The organism is Paenarthrobacter sp. 10L420 (assembly GCF_056395385.1).
Genome location: NZ_JBFTJK010000023.1, coordinates 23908 through 38422 on the forward strand (window position 1 = coordinate 23908; position 14515 = coordinate 38422).

Genomic DNA, 14515 nt, shown 5'->3' on the forward strand with positions numbered 1-14515 from the left:
TTAAGCTAGTAACCGCTTCATTCCTCCGTAGCTCAATTGGCAGAGCATTCGACTGTTAATCGAAGGGTTACTGGTTCAAGTCCAGTCGGAGGAGCGCACAATACCCCCGTTCCGGAGTTTCGGAACGGGGGTATTTTTATACCCCCAGGGGGTATCTCCGCCCGATTCGCATTCGCATAAAACCTTTGCTAAAGTCATAACCGCTTCATTCCTCCGTAGCTCAATTGGCAGAGCATTCGACTGTTAATCGAAGGGTTACTGGTTCAAGTCCAGTCGGAGGAGCGCAAGGACCCCGCATCGGTTTCACACTGGTGCGGGGTCCACCTTTTTTACACGAAATCCATCTCCACCTGAAGGAAGCGTGCGGCTTCGGCCACGGCTGCCAGGAATGCTTCCTGTTCGGTCGGGGGTGTCCGGGGTTCACGAGGATGCCACTCGTGGGGAGCGGAGTAAACGCGGGTGAAACCTCCGCCCGGTGGCGCATAGAAGATTCCAAAGCGCTGGACCGGCCACTCGGGTGACGTCTCCGGGGCAACCAGCAACGCGGCGTCCACGTCCGGGTTGTACCACTGGGCGATGGGCCGGCGGCGATCATCCGTGAAAAGGCCAGCAGCGTAGAGCGCCGCGGACTGGGGACTGGTCACAGAGCACAGGCGATCCCACCAGAGCGGCAGGATGCGTTCATCCCGACGCTGCCAAGGTGCCGGAAGCGGCTGCAGCTCTTGCCAATGTGGCACATCTCAACTTTATCGCCGGGGACGGGCCGGCAACAGGCCCTGCCTAACCGGACAAACCGAGTCTCGGATAGAGCACCTCGAAGCCCTTGGTCAGGCCGGCGTTCAATGCGATGCCTACATGCCCGCCGTTTGGCACCTCGTAATAGGTCACCGTCATTCCGGAAGCTTTGGCAGCTGTGGAGACAGCCTTCGCAGCTGCAACATACGTCACGTCATCCGAGCCCACGGTGAAAACGGCAGTGGTGTCGGGAAATTGCTTACCTTTCATGATGTTGATGGGCTTCTGTGCGTCATAGGCTGCCTGGTTGCCACCAAAGATCTCGGCCAGGTTGCCTGCAGGATCCTCCGCGCCGGGGAACTCCTCACCGGAGATGTCCACCACATTGCCCCACATCTTCGGGTATTTGAGCGCAAACGAGATGGCGCACTGCCCGCCGTTGGAGTATCCGGCGATGGTCCAATGGTCGCGGTCCGGGAGGATGTTCAGGTTTGCTTTGGCCCAGTTCACCACGTCAACGTTGATGTACTTCTCCACGTTTCCGTATTTGGCTGTGTCCAGGCACAGAGTGTCGTCTTGATCCGGTCCGATCTGGTCGGCCACGATCGCGATGGGGGCAAGGCCATTGTTCTTCGCAGCAAATTCATCCAACGCGGCCGAAACGTACTGGGGGTCGGGGAGGCCCGGCTGGCCCATCATGAGGACAAACAAGGGCAATCGGGGAGGGTTCTCCGTCAGGGCAGCAGGTGGCAAGTAGATCCCGGCAGGGCGGGCATTGAAACCCGAGGCGGTGGCTGGAATGACCTGCGTTCCCACCTCGCCCTTTGTTGGCATGTTGGCTGGCGGTTTCCAGTTTTGCCAGAGGGGTCCGGAAGGGAGGGGAGCGTCCGGGTCCGGTTTGCTCAGTTGGATGGCTTCCTCAGTGGAAATCCCCAGCGCTGAGCCCAGGGTCCTGTTGAGCCCGAACTCCATGTTGACGCCCAGCGCAGTGACCAGGAGGAACACAGGAATCGATATGGCCGCCACCACCTTCCGCCACCGGGGAGTGTGGCGAAAACTAACCACGGCCAGCCCAAGGGCAGCGAAGCCGGTGATCACCCAGAACCACACGCGAGGTGTCAGCCCCACGTGGAAGACGTCCAGGACATCCTCAACGATCCAGACCGTAAACCAACCCAGCGCCGCTGTTACCACAATGCCAACCACTGCAGTGATCACCCAGCGCGAAGACGGCCTGAGGAACAGCAACAGGAAAAGCCCGACGCCGATGACCACGGCTATCGTCATGACCACCGGGCCGCTGATCTCGATTTCCAGGAGGCCCTTCATGACTGCCGCATCCGTCCGGTGGCGGTCACGCGGCCGGCTCCCGGGCAACCATTTGCCGTAGCAAACCGGCGCTCTGTGCGCGAGACAAACCCGGCAAGTACGCCGAGCCAACGGCAAGACCTATGGAAGGCAGGGCCAGCGGGTCCCGGTAATACATGTACAGAGTGCGGTGCTCGGGCTGGAACCGCGATTTGAAAGCTGCCAGGGACTTGAAGCCGTACATGGGTTCCAGTGCATTGCCCAGCATTGCCAGGACCCGGTCCAAGGCGCTGTGGTCACCGTCGTCCGTCGCGGCCCCTGTATTGGCCAGCGGGGAGCCTGACAGCGAGATGTGGGGAACGTCGTCCTTGAAGTGCGTAACGGCAGAGGCGATCAGGAATTCCATGACCCCTTTGAATCCAGTGGTTCGGCGGCGCATGAAGTCCAAGGTCCAACCCGACACCACGCCGTCGGTAAAGACCGGCAGCCAGCTCGTGACCCCATGGACGAGGCCGTCGTCGTCCACAGCCACGCAACACATGACTTCGGGATCCTTCAGTTCATCCAGTCCGCCCAACGTGAACCCCATCTCGGGAAGGGCCTTGTCCGCCACCCACTCTTCCGAGATTTCGGCCAGTTGTGCCCGGATCCCCGGTGGCATCTCCGCGTAGTGGTACCAGTGGTCCCTGATGGACAGCTTCTCAGCCCTGTTCACCGCGGTCCTGACGTTCTGCCATTCCTTGCCTTTGAACGTCATCGCCTGGATGTTCAGCAGCGTTTCTTCGGCCACCTCCAGTTTGCGGAAGCCGCGGGGGAGGAGGGCCTCGTCGAGCTCCGCCGTGGCCGAGTAGAAGCACGGTGTGAGGCCCAGTGCCGCGCAATGGGCCAGGAAGCCCGTCGCAGCCTCGGTATGGTGCTGGCGGGCCCCGAACGGACCCGCCACGGTCAGGGCAACTCCGTTGTGCACTTGGTAGGCGAGGCCAGCCCTCCTGTCGGGAGTGAACCAGTATTGGTTGTTGTCCCACAGGGCCATCCAGGACAGGGTGCCCCCGCCGTCGTGAAGCAATTCACGAGTGTGTCCCAGATCTGCAGCAGGGTCTTTTGCCAGCGTCCGGAACCGCTGGAAATTGTTCAGGACCATCAAAAGGATGCAGAGCCAGATGACATCCCCGCCCAGTCCGTAGAGAACAGTGCTCAGCAGTCCCTGCGGCAGCTCAACGACGAACGGAACGGGGAAGGGGACCAGGATGTGGGTCAATTGCCCTGCGAGGTCCCACAGCGATGAGCGGCTCGGGTTGCCCTCTACGAACCAGAAGGCCACGTAAAGGACCGCCGCCACAGCAGCCATGATGAGGGTAGTCCTGCCCAGGACGCGATATCCGGCATCGCTGGACTCCACCCGGAATTTGTGGCGGTTGATCACCAGCAGGACCGCGATGATCAGCGGTGCCAGGATTGCGGGAACGGCATAGAGCAGGAGGTAGCCGATGTCGTCATTGCCGAGTGTCACTTCCGGATCCGTCACGTACTGCAGGATTGCCACGCTGGTCACGAACGCCAGGTACAGCTGGATGACCAGGGTCAGTCGGTATGCAAGGCGGCGACCACGGCGCAGCCCCTCGGCACAGACAAGCAGCAACAGCACCGGGATCACTGTGAGGATGGTGGCACCGAAACTCTGCACGCCCACAACGCTCTGCAGCGTGACGCAGCTCTTGTCGTTGTCGCAGGCTTCCTTCACTTCGTCCACGCTGGGGCTCGCTTGAAGCATCACCTCGGAAACCACAGAAAGCGGCCCCACCTCCAACGTGCCCGTTAACTGGGTGAGCAAGGGGCCAAGGGCGAAGACACCCACCACAGTGCCCACAAGGAACCGGGTCTCACGAAGGCTCGAGGAATGAAGCGAGCCCGCACGCCGTCGCAGCACCAGGGCCTGAACGGCCCAACCGGCCAGAATGCCGATGACAGCGCCGGCAAGGGCCTGCAGTGTTTGTGCGACGCCTACAAACAACGCAAACATGAGCGTTGCTGCCAGCAGCCATGTCCGGAGGCGACGACGCCAGAGTGCCTCCAGTGTCGCCGTCGAATATCCCAAGGCAGCGGCGGCACCACCGTACGCGCCCACAACGTACTCGCCACCCAGGAAACTAAGCCATTGGTCGCTGTTGTCCGTCCCAAAAGCAACGAGCCCCATCAGCACCAAGGCGCTGAGCGCGGAACCAAAGATAAATGCTGCCAGGGCCAACCATGGACCCATACTGCGCTCGGCGATGCCCACGCCCACCAGGATCAGAACGGTACATGCCAGATAGTCCAGCAAGGATGAGGCAAAGAATGACGAGGTGAAGATGGACCAACCCGGCCCCGGATCCAGCGCCAAACCCAGCCCGACTTGTTCCAGGAGTGCCTCGTTGGGGCCGGCGATGAGGCTCCCCGTAACTGCGCCGACAAGCCAAAGGAACAGCACGAGTCCCAAGGTCAGGGGCAGACGTCGTATGGCCGCCAGGCCGTAAACAGTGCCCCGATATCCCACAGCCGCACTCATGTGATGTCCCCTTCACCGGCGAAGCGGGGGAAACCCCCGGCTGGCCACCATTCTGCCCTGCCGGGCGCCCTAAGGGGAGGGCTTACGGGGGTCGATAGACCCGGGGCCGATGGACCCGGGGCCGATAGGCCCGATTACGGTTAGTCCCGATGCCAAGGGCCCGGGTTCACCCGGTACAGCAGGGCGGCTCCAATGACGGCGCCAAGTATCGCCCCGAACAGTGCACTCCCGGCCAGGCGGCCCAACAACGCCCCGACGACGGCGCCAAGCACGGCCCCGAGGAAAAGGCCCCTGCCGTTGCGGTGCGGTTTCTTGGTCATGGTCACAGCCTATGGTCCGGTTTGATGAATGCCGTACTAGTGGATTGACGGGCCTAGTGGATTGAAGGGACCGTCCGCGGCCGGACCACGAGCCACAGCGCGGCGATGGCTCCGGTGATGCAGACCGCCTGGACCGCGCCCATGGGTACCGCTGAATCGACACCGAGCCAGCCGACCACAGGGGGGACGATGCCCGCCATCATGAATTGCGCCGCGCCCAGGAGCGATGCCGCCGTCCCCGCTTGGGCTCCATGGTTCGCCAAGGAGAGGACCTGGACGCAGGGGAACAGGAAGCCTGTAGCGCAAATGTAGAACCACAGCGGGATCAGGATGCCCCAGAGACCTACGTGCAGGAGATCGAGCACGATAATCAGGGCCGCCATCAGCAGCATGAACACCGTGGCTCCGGCCACGATCCACTGCGGGGCCACGCGTCGGATCAACCTTGAGCTGATCTGGACGCCAGCCACGATGCCCAGCGAATTGACGCCGAAGAGGAGGCCGTATTCCTGGGGAGAGAATTCGTAAATGTTCTGGAACAGGAAAGTGGAGGCCGACAGGTAAGCGAACAAACCACCGAAGTTAAGGCTGCCTACCATTAACATGCCCACGAAGATCCGGTCCGTCAGCACCGTCTTGTACCGCTGCCGCACTGTGACTGCGGACTTCCCGCGGCGTTCCGCCGGCAGGGTTTCGCGAATGAAGAAGATCGCGGCCAATATCACCAACGTGCCGTAGCAGGCCAGGAAGTAGAAGATACCGGGCCACGGGAACACCAGCAGCAACTGGGAACCGATGATAGGGGCAAGGATCGGGGCAAGCCCGTTGACTAAGGACATCCGGGAGAACATGCGGACCATCGAGTAGCCGTGGAACAGGTCCCGAACCATGGCCATTGCGACGACGCCGCCACCGGCGGCACCGATACCCATGAGCACGCGGAAGAGGGACAGGAACCCAATGTCCGGAGCCAAAGCAGCGCCCAACGATGATCCGATATGAAGGGCAGTGGCGAGGATCAAGGGCAGGCGACGGCCAAACTTGTCGCTGAAGGGACCAACCACCAGCTGCCCAAGGCCAAACCCGACGGTGGTGCCAGTCAGTGTCAGCTGGATAGCCGTGGCTGAAACGCCAAAACTCTCCTCCAGCGCAGGGAACGCAGGAAGGTAGAGATCCACAGTGAAGGGCCCCAAAGCGGTCAGGGCACCGAGAAGGACAATGTAGACAAGCTTTTCGCGTCGGCTCAGGGAATCGCCCGGAGCAATGGGATTGGTCACGATCATCTATCCTATGGCCGTCACATCATATTTATGCAGCTACCTCAGGCGCGCCGCGGTGTCATGGGCGAAAGTTGAGCCGGAACCTGAATGATAGTTTTGAGGACAGGTGCCCGCGGCGATCTCTTTCCGGCCGCGTTCGCCCGACACGATGCCCAGAGGAAGCAGTTAGGCGGAACCCAATGAGTGGACGTCACACCGGCCGGACCAGCACGAGACCAGCCATCCGTACTTTGCCGAAGACCCTCAAGCTCGTTGCCCGTTTGGCTCCCAGGCAACTCAACGATGAGATCGCCCTTGCCAAGGTCGAACTCAAGCGCAAGGCCACCCAGGTTGGGGTGGCCGGCGCGTTCTTTGGCGTAGCCCTTGTTTTCATGTCGCTCCTTGTGATCGCGCTGGTGGTGGCCGCGATTCTTGGGTTGGCTACCATCATGCCGGGTTGGCTTGCGGCGTTGATCGTTGCAGCGGTCTTTCTTGTCATCGTCGCGCTCGGGGCCTTGATCGGCGTCGCCAAGTTCAAGAAGGCCATGCCGTTGATCCCTGAGGACACCATCCGTGGACTCAAGCACGATCTGGGAATTGCGAAGGAAGGCTCGGCCTTCGACGAATCGATCCTCGATCCCAATTCGCCCGCTGCCAAGGCGGCGAAGGCCGCGAAGGAAGCTGCCGCTGAAAAGGCGAAGGCAGAAAAGGCCGCAAAGGAAGCAGCCAAGGAAGCGGACGCCGTCAAGGCACCCACCGAAGCAGAACTCCGCCTGCGCCTGGACAAGCGACGCGAACACCTCACGGGCGTGCGCGATGAACTTGGCGAGCAGTTGGACGTCAAAAAGCAGGGCCAGGCTTTGCTGGGCACGGCCACAGTGAAACTCCAGGAGGGAAAGGACTTTGCTTCAGCGAAGTTCGCTGACCTAGGAGAGGCGGTCCCTGAGGACCTCACCGGACGCCTTGCTTCCCGGTGGAAGGACCTCGTGGCTTTCGCCGCCGCTGCTGCAGTCTTCGTGGTTGCCCTGCGGAAGCTGCTGAAGAAGTAGCAGCCTGCCGCAGTACCGCACACACTGGAGTAGAGGAAGGGGGACACCATGAGGTTTATCGGTGCTGGTTCGCATCCGGACCGTCCCCAGGTGGACCACGACCTCCTCTTCACTGTTCCCAACATGCTCACAGTTCTGCGCTTCATGGGCGTCCCGCTCTTTGTGTGGTTGGTCCTGTGGCAGAAGGAATACGGCTTCGCTGTGCTCGTGCTGGTCATCATGGGCAGCACTGACTGGGTGGATGGCTACATCGCCCGCCGCTTTGACCAAACCTCCAAGCTGGGCAGGATCCTGGACCCCCTGGCGGACAGGGCGGCGCTCATAGCCGTAGCAGTCACTTTGGCGATTGCCGGCGTCGTGCAGTGGTGGTACCTGGCCGCACTGGTGGTGCCGGACGCCATTCTGGCCATTGCCTCCCTGATCTACTTCCGCAGCCATCCGGACCTTCCCGTGAGCATCATCGGCAAGATCCGCACCGGGTTCCTGCTGGTGGGCACGCCGTTGCTGGTTCTTTCCAAATTGCCGATTCCCTACACGGACGCCTACTTCGCCGCCGCCTGGGTTTTCCTCGGCCTCGGACTGCTGGGCCACTGGATCGCGGCCTACAACTACTACTGGGCCATCCTGCGTAAAGGCAAAGAACTGCGGTCCAACGACGGCGGACACGGCTGATGGTGTGGCTGGCGGTTTCCCTTGCCGTACTTGGTGCCTTTTTCCTTGCCATTGGCGCCCAACGCCAAGGAAGCGCGGTCAAGGCCGATACCGGCGGCCTGGCCCTGAGTTCCAACGGGTTCCTGCGGCTTCTACGCAATCCACGATGGATGCTTGGGCTCTTGCTGTTGTGCCTGGGCATGGTGATGAATGCGATCGCCCTTGTATCGGCACCCCTGACGGTGGTGCAGCCGATTGGTGCGATCGCACTGGTCATTACCACTGTGGTCAACGCCAAGGATCAAGGCTTGAGCATCAACCGCGCCACCGTCGTGGCCATCACGGCCTGCGTCACTGGGTCCGCCTTGTTCGTACTCCTGGCTGTGTTTGTCACGCAGGAAAACCACCACGTCAGCGCTGCAGACGAACTGACAATCGTGATGCTCCTGGCCCTGGCCGTGGGCCTTTTCGGCACCCTGGCCGTGGTGTTTAAACACCGTATGAGCGCCTTCATTTACATCTTGGGAGCAGGCATACTGTTTGGCTTCGTGGCCGTCCTGACCCGAATCATCGGCAAGCATCTGCTGGATCCCAACGGTCTGTTCCTGCTCAATGTCCAGTGGTACACGCTCATTGCCATCGCGGCCGCCGGTGGCCTGGGTTCCTGGTTCGTCCAGAGCGCCTATTCAAGCGGCCCTCCGGATTTGGTCATAGCCGGACTCACCGTGGTGGACCCCATGGTGGGCATAGCCATCGGCATCGTTATCCTTGGTGAGCTTCGTCCCGATGTCCATGCTGTGATGGCAATCAGCATGGCCGTCGCAGCTTCCCTTGCTATCGTGGGGGTTATTGCCTTGAGCCGGCACCACCCGGAAGTCACCAAGCGTAAGAAGGACGCGAAGGCGGCTGCAAGCCGGAAGGCCTAGGCAAAGCTTTAACTTGCGCCGCCGCTTTCCAGCGGTCCGGCAACCCGGCGACACCACGGCATTGACCCGTTCAACGCTGTTCCGCACCGTGACCATCAGGAGTTCTCCACGTGACCATTCCCGACACCAACAAACCCCTTACCATCCTGATCGCTGCGGACACCTACCCGCCGCACGTAAACGGTGCCGCTCAGTTCGGCTACCGCCTGGCCAAGGGAATGACGGCGCGCGGACACAACGTGCACGTGTTGGCTTGCCGTCCGGACACTGGCAAGAGCTACACCGAGTTCCGTGACGAGGCCACCGTGCACCGCCTCCGCTCGCATGGAGTATTCACCCACGAATACTTCCGCATCTGCTTCCCGTGGGAAATCAAGAAGGAAATCAGCCTCCTGTTCGACAAAGTCCAACCGGACGTGGTGCACATCCAAAGCCACTACATGATTGGGGAACACGTACTCTACGAGGCCGTAAGGCGCGGCATCAGGATTGTCGCCACTAACCACTTCATGCCTGAAAACCTGAACCCGTTCCTGCCCTTCCCGCAGTGGTTCAAGAACATCGTAGGGCGCATCTCCTGGAAGGACATGGGCAAGGTGATGGGCCAGGCTGACGTCGTCACAACACCCACTCCTCTGGCCGCCAAGGCGATGCACCAGCACGCTTTCCTCCGTAAGGTCTTGCCGTTGTCCAATGGAATTGACTCCGGCGCCTATGAGCTTCAGCCCGGCGAGACGATCGAACCCCATGCCAATCCGACTGTTCTTTTCGCGGGACGCCTTGCGGAAGAGAAGCACGTTAATGTGCTGATCGACGCCATTGCCAAGACCCCGCGAGAACTCAACGTCCACCTTGAGATCGTGGGCGGCGGGGAAGTGCGCCCGGCCTTGGAAGCACAGGTGGCCAAGCTTGGCTTGGGGGAGCGGGTGAAATTCCTTGGACTGGCAAGCGATGAAGAGCTGCGCGAGGCCTACATCAAGGCCGACATCTTCTGCATGCCAGGCACCGCTGAACTTCAATCGTTGGTGACACTCGAAGCAATGTCTGCCTCCACTCCGGTGCTCTTGGCCAATGCCATGGCACTCCCGCATCTGGTCCGCGACGGCGAAAACGGATACCTCTTCACACCGAACGACAGCACGGAGCTCGCGTCGAAGATCACCAAGCTGGTGGAGCTTCCCGAAGACCAACTGAAAGCCATGGGCAAGGTAAGCCGCGAGATGGTGGAGCCGCACAGCATCAACGGGACACTCCAGACGTTCGAGGACCTCTACCGCGGGGCTTCCTACGAGGACATGGTGGTGTGACAAAAGCACTCTCAAGTAGCTATTAGTATTGCTAGAGTGCATTTGCCCCAACAGCTGCTTCTTAGCGGCTGGCGGGGCGTCACGGGGCTATAGCTCAGCTGGTTAGAGCGCGGGACTCATAATCCTAAGGTCCTCGGTTCAAGTCCGAGTAGCCCTACCTTTACACGGGAGCCGTGGTTGGCGTTTCATACGTCAGCCACGGCTTCTTTGCGTTGCCGCTGTGCGCAATCGGCCGGGTAAGGGATCCCGGTGTGAAAATCCCCGAAGCCTGAATTCCTCCATTCATCTCGTTGCGGTGAACCGTGCAACTGCGGTATGTTACTCATCAGTAACTTACTACTCGCCGGTAACTTCCGGGGCCGTGACGTGGTCGCAGGTGACCACCCTTGAAGGAGCGCACATGTCCAACGCTGCATTCGACGCCAACAACCTTCCTTATGCCGATGGTGACTTCTACGCCTTCGAGCAGATGCTGACGGGCAAGGAGCAGGACCGCCTGGCCGAGGTTCGGGAGTTCCTGGCCCGCGAGGTCAAGCCCATCGCCGTGGACTGCTGGAACCGCGCTGAGTTTCCGATGGAGCTCATCCCTAAGTTGGCGGAAATCGACCTCGTCAGCCCTGTGCGCCGGCAAGGCTATTCGAATCTCTTCGCCGGCATCCTCCATGCGGAAGTGACCCGCGCCGACGCTTCCATTGCGACGTTCATGGGTGTCCATGATGGTCTGTTCACCGGCTCCATCGAAACCCTTGCTTCCCAGGAGCAGAAGGATGCCTGGCTTCCGGACATCTACTCCTTGAAGAAGATCGGCGCCTTCGGTTTGACCGAACCCCTGGGCGGTTCGGATGTGGCAGGAGGTACCCGGACCACCGCGCAGCGCGATGGAGACAACTGGATCCTCAACGGCGCCAAGCGCTGGATCGGCAACGCCACGTTCTCCGATTGGGTGGTCATCTACGCCAAGGATGTGGCCGACAACCACGTCAAGGCATTCCTCGTGGACACCTCACTGCCCGGATACTCGGCAAGCAAGATCGAGAACAAGATCTCCCTGCGTACTGTGCAGAACGCCGACATCATCCTGGACAACGTGGTGGTGCCGGACTTCTTCAAGCTGGCCAACGGCAACAGCTTCCGCGATACCAACAAAGTCCTCAAGGTGACCCGGCTCGCCGTCGCCTGGCAAGCCGTGGGGCTTCAGCTCGCTGCCTTCGATGTGGCCCGAGCCTACGCGGTGGAGCGCCAGCAATTTGGCAGGCCCCTGGCGGCCTTCCAGTTGGTGCAGAACCAGTTGGTTCAGATCCTGGGCAATGCGGTGGCATCAATGGGCATGATGGTGCGGTTGGCCCAGCTTGAGGATGCGGGGGTTGCAAAGGACGAGCAGTCAGCGTTGGCGAAGGCGTTCACAACCGCCCGCATGCGGGAAAGTGTTGCCCTTGGCCGCGGGATCCTGGGTGGCAATGGCATTGTCACGGACTACGAAATGGCAAAGATCTTCTCCGACGCGGAGGCCATCTACTCCTACGAAGGCACGCACGAGATCAACACCCTGGTGACTGGACGCGCCATCACGGGAGTTTCGGCCATCGTGTAGGTTTTCTGCCATCGTCCAGGTACAAAGCCCCGCACCAATGCCCTCTATTCCAGCGGCAACAGGATGGATGGCCTCAGATCCTCCACGAATCCCAAAGGGTTGACGTAATCCTCGCCGCGGCGGACGCCCCAATGTATGCAAGCAGTAGAGCTGCAGTGTCCGGGGACCAGGGAGCCGATAACCTGGCCCTTTTGCACGGCATCTCCGGGTTTTAGGTCGCTGATCACCGGCTCAAAGCTGCTGCGAAGGCCCTCGCCATGATCGATCGTCAGGACCGGACGGTCAACCACGACGCCAGCAAAGGTCACCACGCCATCGGATGGCGAGGTGACCGGGGCGCCGTCGAACGTTGGCCCCAGGTCCACGCCGCGGTGTCCGCTCAGCCACGGCTTGTCCGGCGGATCGAACGCGCGAAGGATGGCGGGCTTGGGGGAGAGTGGCCAAGCCCACCGCTCCTCTGCCGGCGCCGTTGCACCCGGGATTCCGGCCAGGGTGGCGGCGAGGACAAAAGTGGATATGGAGAGCTTCAAAATGGCCATGTACCAAGGCTTTCCGCTCCCGCCCTGCCGTACCATCCCCGGGCTGTCCTATGTGGACAACATCGCGTTCGGTCGGTCAAACGAGTGGTGCTGCTGTAGTACACTTGGTGGAGCAGTTTGCTGTGCCCTCAAGCTAATTCAGGAGCATGTCTCATTCAGATATGTGAGGGTCCAGAGCTGACTACGCGTATCCAGCCCTCCACCAGCGAAGCCTCTTGGCTTTAGGCTGCGGAGGATTGTGCCTCTTGCGGTCCGGTTGAGCCTTGTGGCCCCACATCGGATGAGAAGTGCAATGGATGCCAGGAGCCGCGCCCGTCCGGGCAAAGGCTAAACAACCGTCAACTATTGGCAGGGTAAGAGCAGCCCCATGGGCTCTCTCATGAATGACCTGCCGGAAGGAGCGTCGGCATGCCCGTCGTAACTATGCGCCAGCTGCTTGACAGCGGCGTCCACTTTGGACACCAGACCCGTCGTTGGAACCCGAAGATGAAGCGCTTCATCTTCACGGAGCGCAACGGCATCTACATCATTGACCTTCAGCAGTCGCTGTCCTACATCGACCGCGCCTACGAGTTCGTCAAGGCTACTGTCGCCCACGGCGGCACCGTCCTGTTCGTCGGCACCAAGAAGCAGGCTCAGGAAGCAATTGCCGAGCAGGCTACCCGCGTTGGCCAGCCGTACGTGAACCAGCGTTGGTTGGGCGGTATGCTCACCAACTTCCAGACCGTCGCCAAGCGTATCCAGCGCATGAAGGAACTCGAAGAGATCAACTTCGAGGACGTCGCCGGCTCCGGTTACACCAAGAAGGAGCTCCTGCTCCTCAAGCGCGAACTCACCAAGCTTGAGTCCAACCTCGGTGGTATCCGCAACCTGACCAAGGCCCCGTCTGTTCTGTGGGTTGTTGACACCAAGAAGGAACACCTTGCTGTCGACGAAGCCAAGAAGCTGAACATCCCGGTTGTTGCCATCCTGGACACCAACTGCGATCCCGATGAAGTTGACTTCCCGATCCCGGGCAACGACGACGCCATCCGCTCCGTCAACCTGCTTACCCGCGTTGTTGCCGACGCCGTTGCTGAGGGCCTCATCGCCCGCAACCAGCGCGCCACCGGCACCACCGAGGCTCCGGAAGAGCCGCTGGCCGAGTGGGAGCGCGAGCTCCTCGAAGGCAGCAAGACTGAAGAAGCTCCGGCCGCCGAGGCTGCTGAAGCTCCCGCTGCCGAAGCTACTGAAGCTGCAGCCGGCGAAGCCGAAGCAACCAAGTAAATTTGGACCTTCCCTGAGACCGGAGACGGCATCGGGGGCATCTGACAGGATGGCGGCTCACACGGTGGGCTGCTGTCCTGTCAGTCCGTAATCACACAACTTTCTAGACAGAGGGGTTCACATGGCGAACTACACTGCTGCTGACATCAAGGCCCTGCGCGAGCGCACCGGCGCCGGCATGATGGACGTCAAGAAGGCTCTTGACGAAGCCAACGGTGACGCCGAGAAGGCCATCGAAATCATCCGCATCAAGGGCCTCAAGGGCGCTACCAAGCGCGAAGGCCGCTCCACCGCTGAGGGCCTGGTTGCTGCCAAGGTTACCGACGGCGTGGGCGTAATGATCGAGGTCAACTGCGAGACCGACTTCGTCGCCAAGGCTGACAAGTTCATCCAGCTGGCTGACAAGGTCCTCAACGTTGCAGTCGAGTCCGGCGCTGCCGACCTCGAAACCCTGCTCGCTACCGAGGTCGACGGCAAGCCGCTGTCCGAGATCGTCATCGAAGAGGGCGCTGTCCTCGGCGAAAAGGTTGTTGTCCGCCGTATTTCCCGCGTTGAGGGCACCACGGTTGACGCTTACCTGCACAAGACCTCCAAGGACCTTCCTGCACAGGTCGGCGTCCTGTTCGCTGTTGATGGTGAAGGCGAAGCCGCTGCCACCGCAGCACACGACATCGCCGTCCACGTGGCAGCCATGGCTCCGAACTACCTGACCCGCGGTGACGTCCCGGCCGAACTGGTCGAGTCCGAGCGCCGCATCGCTGAAGAGACTGCCAAGGCTGAAGGCAAGCCGGAAGCTGCCCTCTCCAAGATTGTTGAAGGCCGTGTGACGGGCTTCTACAAGGGTGAGGTCCTGGTTGACCAGGCATTCGCCAAGGATTCCAAGAAGACCGTTGCACAGGTCCTCGAAGAAGCCGGCGTCAAGGCAACCGCAGTATCCCGTTTCCGAGTCGGAAACTAGTAATTCATGAAAAGGGGTGGTCACTTCGGTGGCCGCCCCTTTTTCATGCACCCGTCCGGGT

At 60.9% G+C, this 14515-nt stretch carries 13 protein-coding genes and 3 tRNA genes; 10 read left to right on the forward strand and 6 right to left on the reverse strand.

The window, feature by feature from the left end:
• The first annotated feature begins 21 nt into the window (after window positions 1-21).
• A tRNA-Asn gene (locus tag AC1DD5_RS22435) sits at window positions 22-94 on the forward strand.
• Window positions 95-209: 115 nt separating this feature from the next.
• Window positions 210-282 (forward strand) — tRNA-Asn (locus AC1DD5_RS22440).
• Between the two features lie 47 nt (window positions 283-329).
• On the opposite strand, the gene AC1DD5_RS22445 is transcribed toward AC1DD5_RS22440, so the two are convergent.
• From AC1DD5_RS22445 to AC1DD5_RS22465, 5 genes are all read right to left on the reverse strand, one after another.
• The gene (locus tag AC1DD5_RS22445; RefSeq protein WP_442006226.1) at window positions 330-737 is read right to left on the reverse strand and encodes a hypothetical protein; all 408 of its coding nucleotides are present in this window, start codon (window positions 735-737) and stop codon (window positions 330-332) included.
• Window positions 738-780: 43 nt separating this feature from the next.
• Window positions 781-2064: an alpha/beta hydrolase gene (locus AC1DD5_RS22450; RefSeq protein WP_442006227.1), complete on the reverse strand. Its 1284-nt coding sequence runs from the start codon at window positions 2062-2064 to the stop codon at window positions 781-783.
• A gap of 25 nt (window positions 2065-2089) precedes the next feature.
• Window positions 2090-4588, reverse strand: a complete 2499-nt coding sequence (locus AC1DD5_RS22455) for a bifunctional lysylphosphatidylglycerol flippase/synthetase MprF (protein ID WP_477522803.1) — start codon at window positions 4586-4588, stop codon at window positions 2090-2092.
• Window positions 4589-4728: 140 nt separating this feature from the next.
• The gene (locus tag AC1DD5_RS22460) at window positions 4729-4908 is read right to left on the reverse strand and encodes a glycine zipper domain-containing protein (protein WP_442017001.1); all 180 of its coding nucleotides are present in this window, start codon (window positions 4906-4908) and stop codon (window positions 4729-4731) included.
• Window positions 4909-4961: 53 nt separating this feature from the next.
• Window positions 4962-6191 carry a multidrug effflux MFS transporter gene (locus AC1DD5_RS22465; protein WP_442006230.1) on the reverse strand — a complete coding sequence of 410 codons (1230 nt, stop codon included), beginning with the start codon at window positions 6189-6191 and terminating at the stop codon, window positions 4962-4964.
• Window positions 6192-6367: 176 nt separating this feature from the next.
• Between AC1DD5_RS22465 and AC1DD5_RS22470 the strand changes: the two genes are divergently transcribed.
• From AC1DD5_RS22470 to AC1DD5_RS22495, 6 genes are all read left to right on the forward strand, one after another.
• Window positions 6368-7216 (forward strand): phage holin family protein, encoded by an 849-nt coding sequence (locus tag AC1DD5_RS22470; RefSeq protein WP_442006231.1) that lies wholly within the window; start codon window positions 6368-6370, stop codon window positions 7214-7216.
• Window positions 7217-7264: 48 nt separating this feature from the next.
• Complete coding sequence (locus tag AC1DD5_RS22475) at window positions 7265-7888, forward strand: CDP-alcohol phosphatidyltransferase family protein (protein WP_442006232.1); 624 nt, start codon at window positions 7265-7267, stop codon at window positions 7886-7888.
• Window positions 7888-8793: a DMT family transporter gene (locus AC1DD5_RS22480; RefSeq protein ID WP_442006233.1), complete on the forward strand. Its 906-nt coding sequence runs from the start codon at window positions 7888-7890 to the stop codon at window positions 8791-8793. The genes AC1DD5_RS22475 and AC1DD5_RS22480 overlap by 1 nt, the downstream gene beginning before the upstream one ends.
• A 110-nt stretch (window positions 8794-8903) precedes the next feature.
• On the forward strand, window positions 8904-10100 hold the full coding sequence (locus AC1DD5_RS22485) for a glycosyltransferase (protein ID WP_442006234.1): 1197 nt from the start codon (window positions 8904-8906) through the stop codon (window positions 10098-10100).
• 83 nt (window positions 10101-10183) lie between these two features.
• A tRNA-Ile gene (locus AC1DD5_RS22490) sits at window positions 10184-10257 on the forward strand.
• A gap of 243 nt (window positions 10258-10500) precedes the next feature.
• Complete coding sequence (locus AC1DD5_RS22495; protein ID WP_442006235.1) at window positions 10501-11691, forward strand: acyl-CoA dehydrogenase family protein; 1191 nt, start codon at window positions 10501-10503, stop codon at window positions 11689-11691.
• A 44-nt stretch (window positions 11692-11735) separates the two neighbouring features.
• Here the strand turns inward: AC1DD5_RS22495 and AC1DD5_RS22500 are convergent, their stop codons facing one another.
• Window positions 11736-12230, reverse strand: coding sequence for a M23 family metallopeptidase (locus AC1DD5_RS22500; RefSeq protein WP_442006236.1), 495 nt, complete (start codon window positions 12228-12230; stop codon window positions 11736-11738).
• A 408-nt stretch (window positions 12231-12638) separates the two neighbouring features.
• Between AC1DD5_RS22500 and rpsB the strand changes: the two genes are divergently transcribed.
• On the forward strand, window positions 12639-13496 hold the full coding sequence (rpsB, locus tag AC1DD5_RS22505; protein WP_442006237.1) for a 30S ribosomal protein S2: 858 nt from the start codon (window positions 12639-12641) through the stop codon (window positions 13494-13496).
• A 121-nt stretch (window positions 13497-13617) separates the two neighbouring features.
• On the forward strand, window positions 13618-14454 hold the full coding sequence (gene tsf, locus AC1DD5_RS22510; protein WP_477522804.1) for a translation elongation factor Ts: 837 nt from the start codon (window positions 13618-13620) through the stop codon (window positions 14452-14454).
• Window positions 14455-14515: the final 61 nt, after the last annotated feature.

Bases quoted from the DNA above. Each gene is read 5' to 3' on its own strand.
- AC1DD5_RS22450 (WP_442006227.1), bottom strand. From the start codon at position 2,064: ATGAAGGGCCTCCTGGAAATCGAGATCAGCGGCCCGGTGGTCATGACG.
- AC1DD5_RS22455 (WP_477522803.1), bottom strand. From the start codon at position 4,588: ATGAGTGCGGCTGTGGGATATCGGGGCACTGTTTACGGCCTGGCGGCC.
- AC1DD5_RS22460 (WP_442017001.1), bottom strand. From the start codon at position 4,908: ATGACCAAGAAACCGCACCGCAACGGCAGGGGCCTTTTCCTCGGGGCC.
- AC1DD5_RS22465 (WP_442006230.1), bottom strand. From the start codon at position 6,191: ATGATCGTGACCAATCCCATTGCTCCGGGCGATTCCCTGAGCCGACGC.
- AC1DD5_RS22470 (WP_442006231.1), top strand. From the start codon at position 6,368: ATGAGTGGACGTCACACCGGCCGGACCAGCACGAGACCAGCCATCCGT.
- AC1DD5_RS22475 (WP_442006232.1), top strand. From the start codon at position 7,265: ATGAGGTTTATCGGTGCTGGTTCGCATCCGGACCGTCCCCAGGTGGAC.
- AC1DD5_RS22480 (WP_442006233.1), top strand. From the start codon at position 7,888: ATGGTGTGGCTGGCGGTTTCCCTTGCCGTACTTGGTGCCTTTTTCCTT.
- AC1DD5_RS22495 (WP_442006235.1), top strand. From the start codon at position 10,501: ATGTCCAACGCTGCATTCGACGCCAACAACCTTCCTTATGCCGATGGT.
- AC1DD5_RS22500 (WP_442006236.1), bottom strand. From the start codon at position 12,230: ATGGCCATTTTGAAGCTCTCCATATCCACTTTTGTCCTCGCCGCCACC.
- rpsB (WP_442006237.1), top strand. From the start codon at position 12,639: ATGCCCGTCGTAACTATGCGCCAGCTGCTTGACAGCGGCGTCCACTTT.
- tsf (WP_477522804.1), top strand. From the start codon at position 13,618: ATGGCGAACTACACTGCTGCTGACATCAAGGCCCTGCGCGAGCGCACC.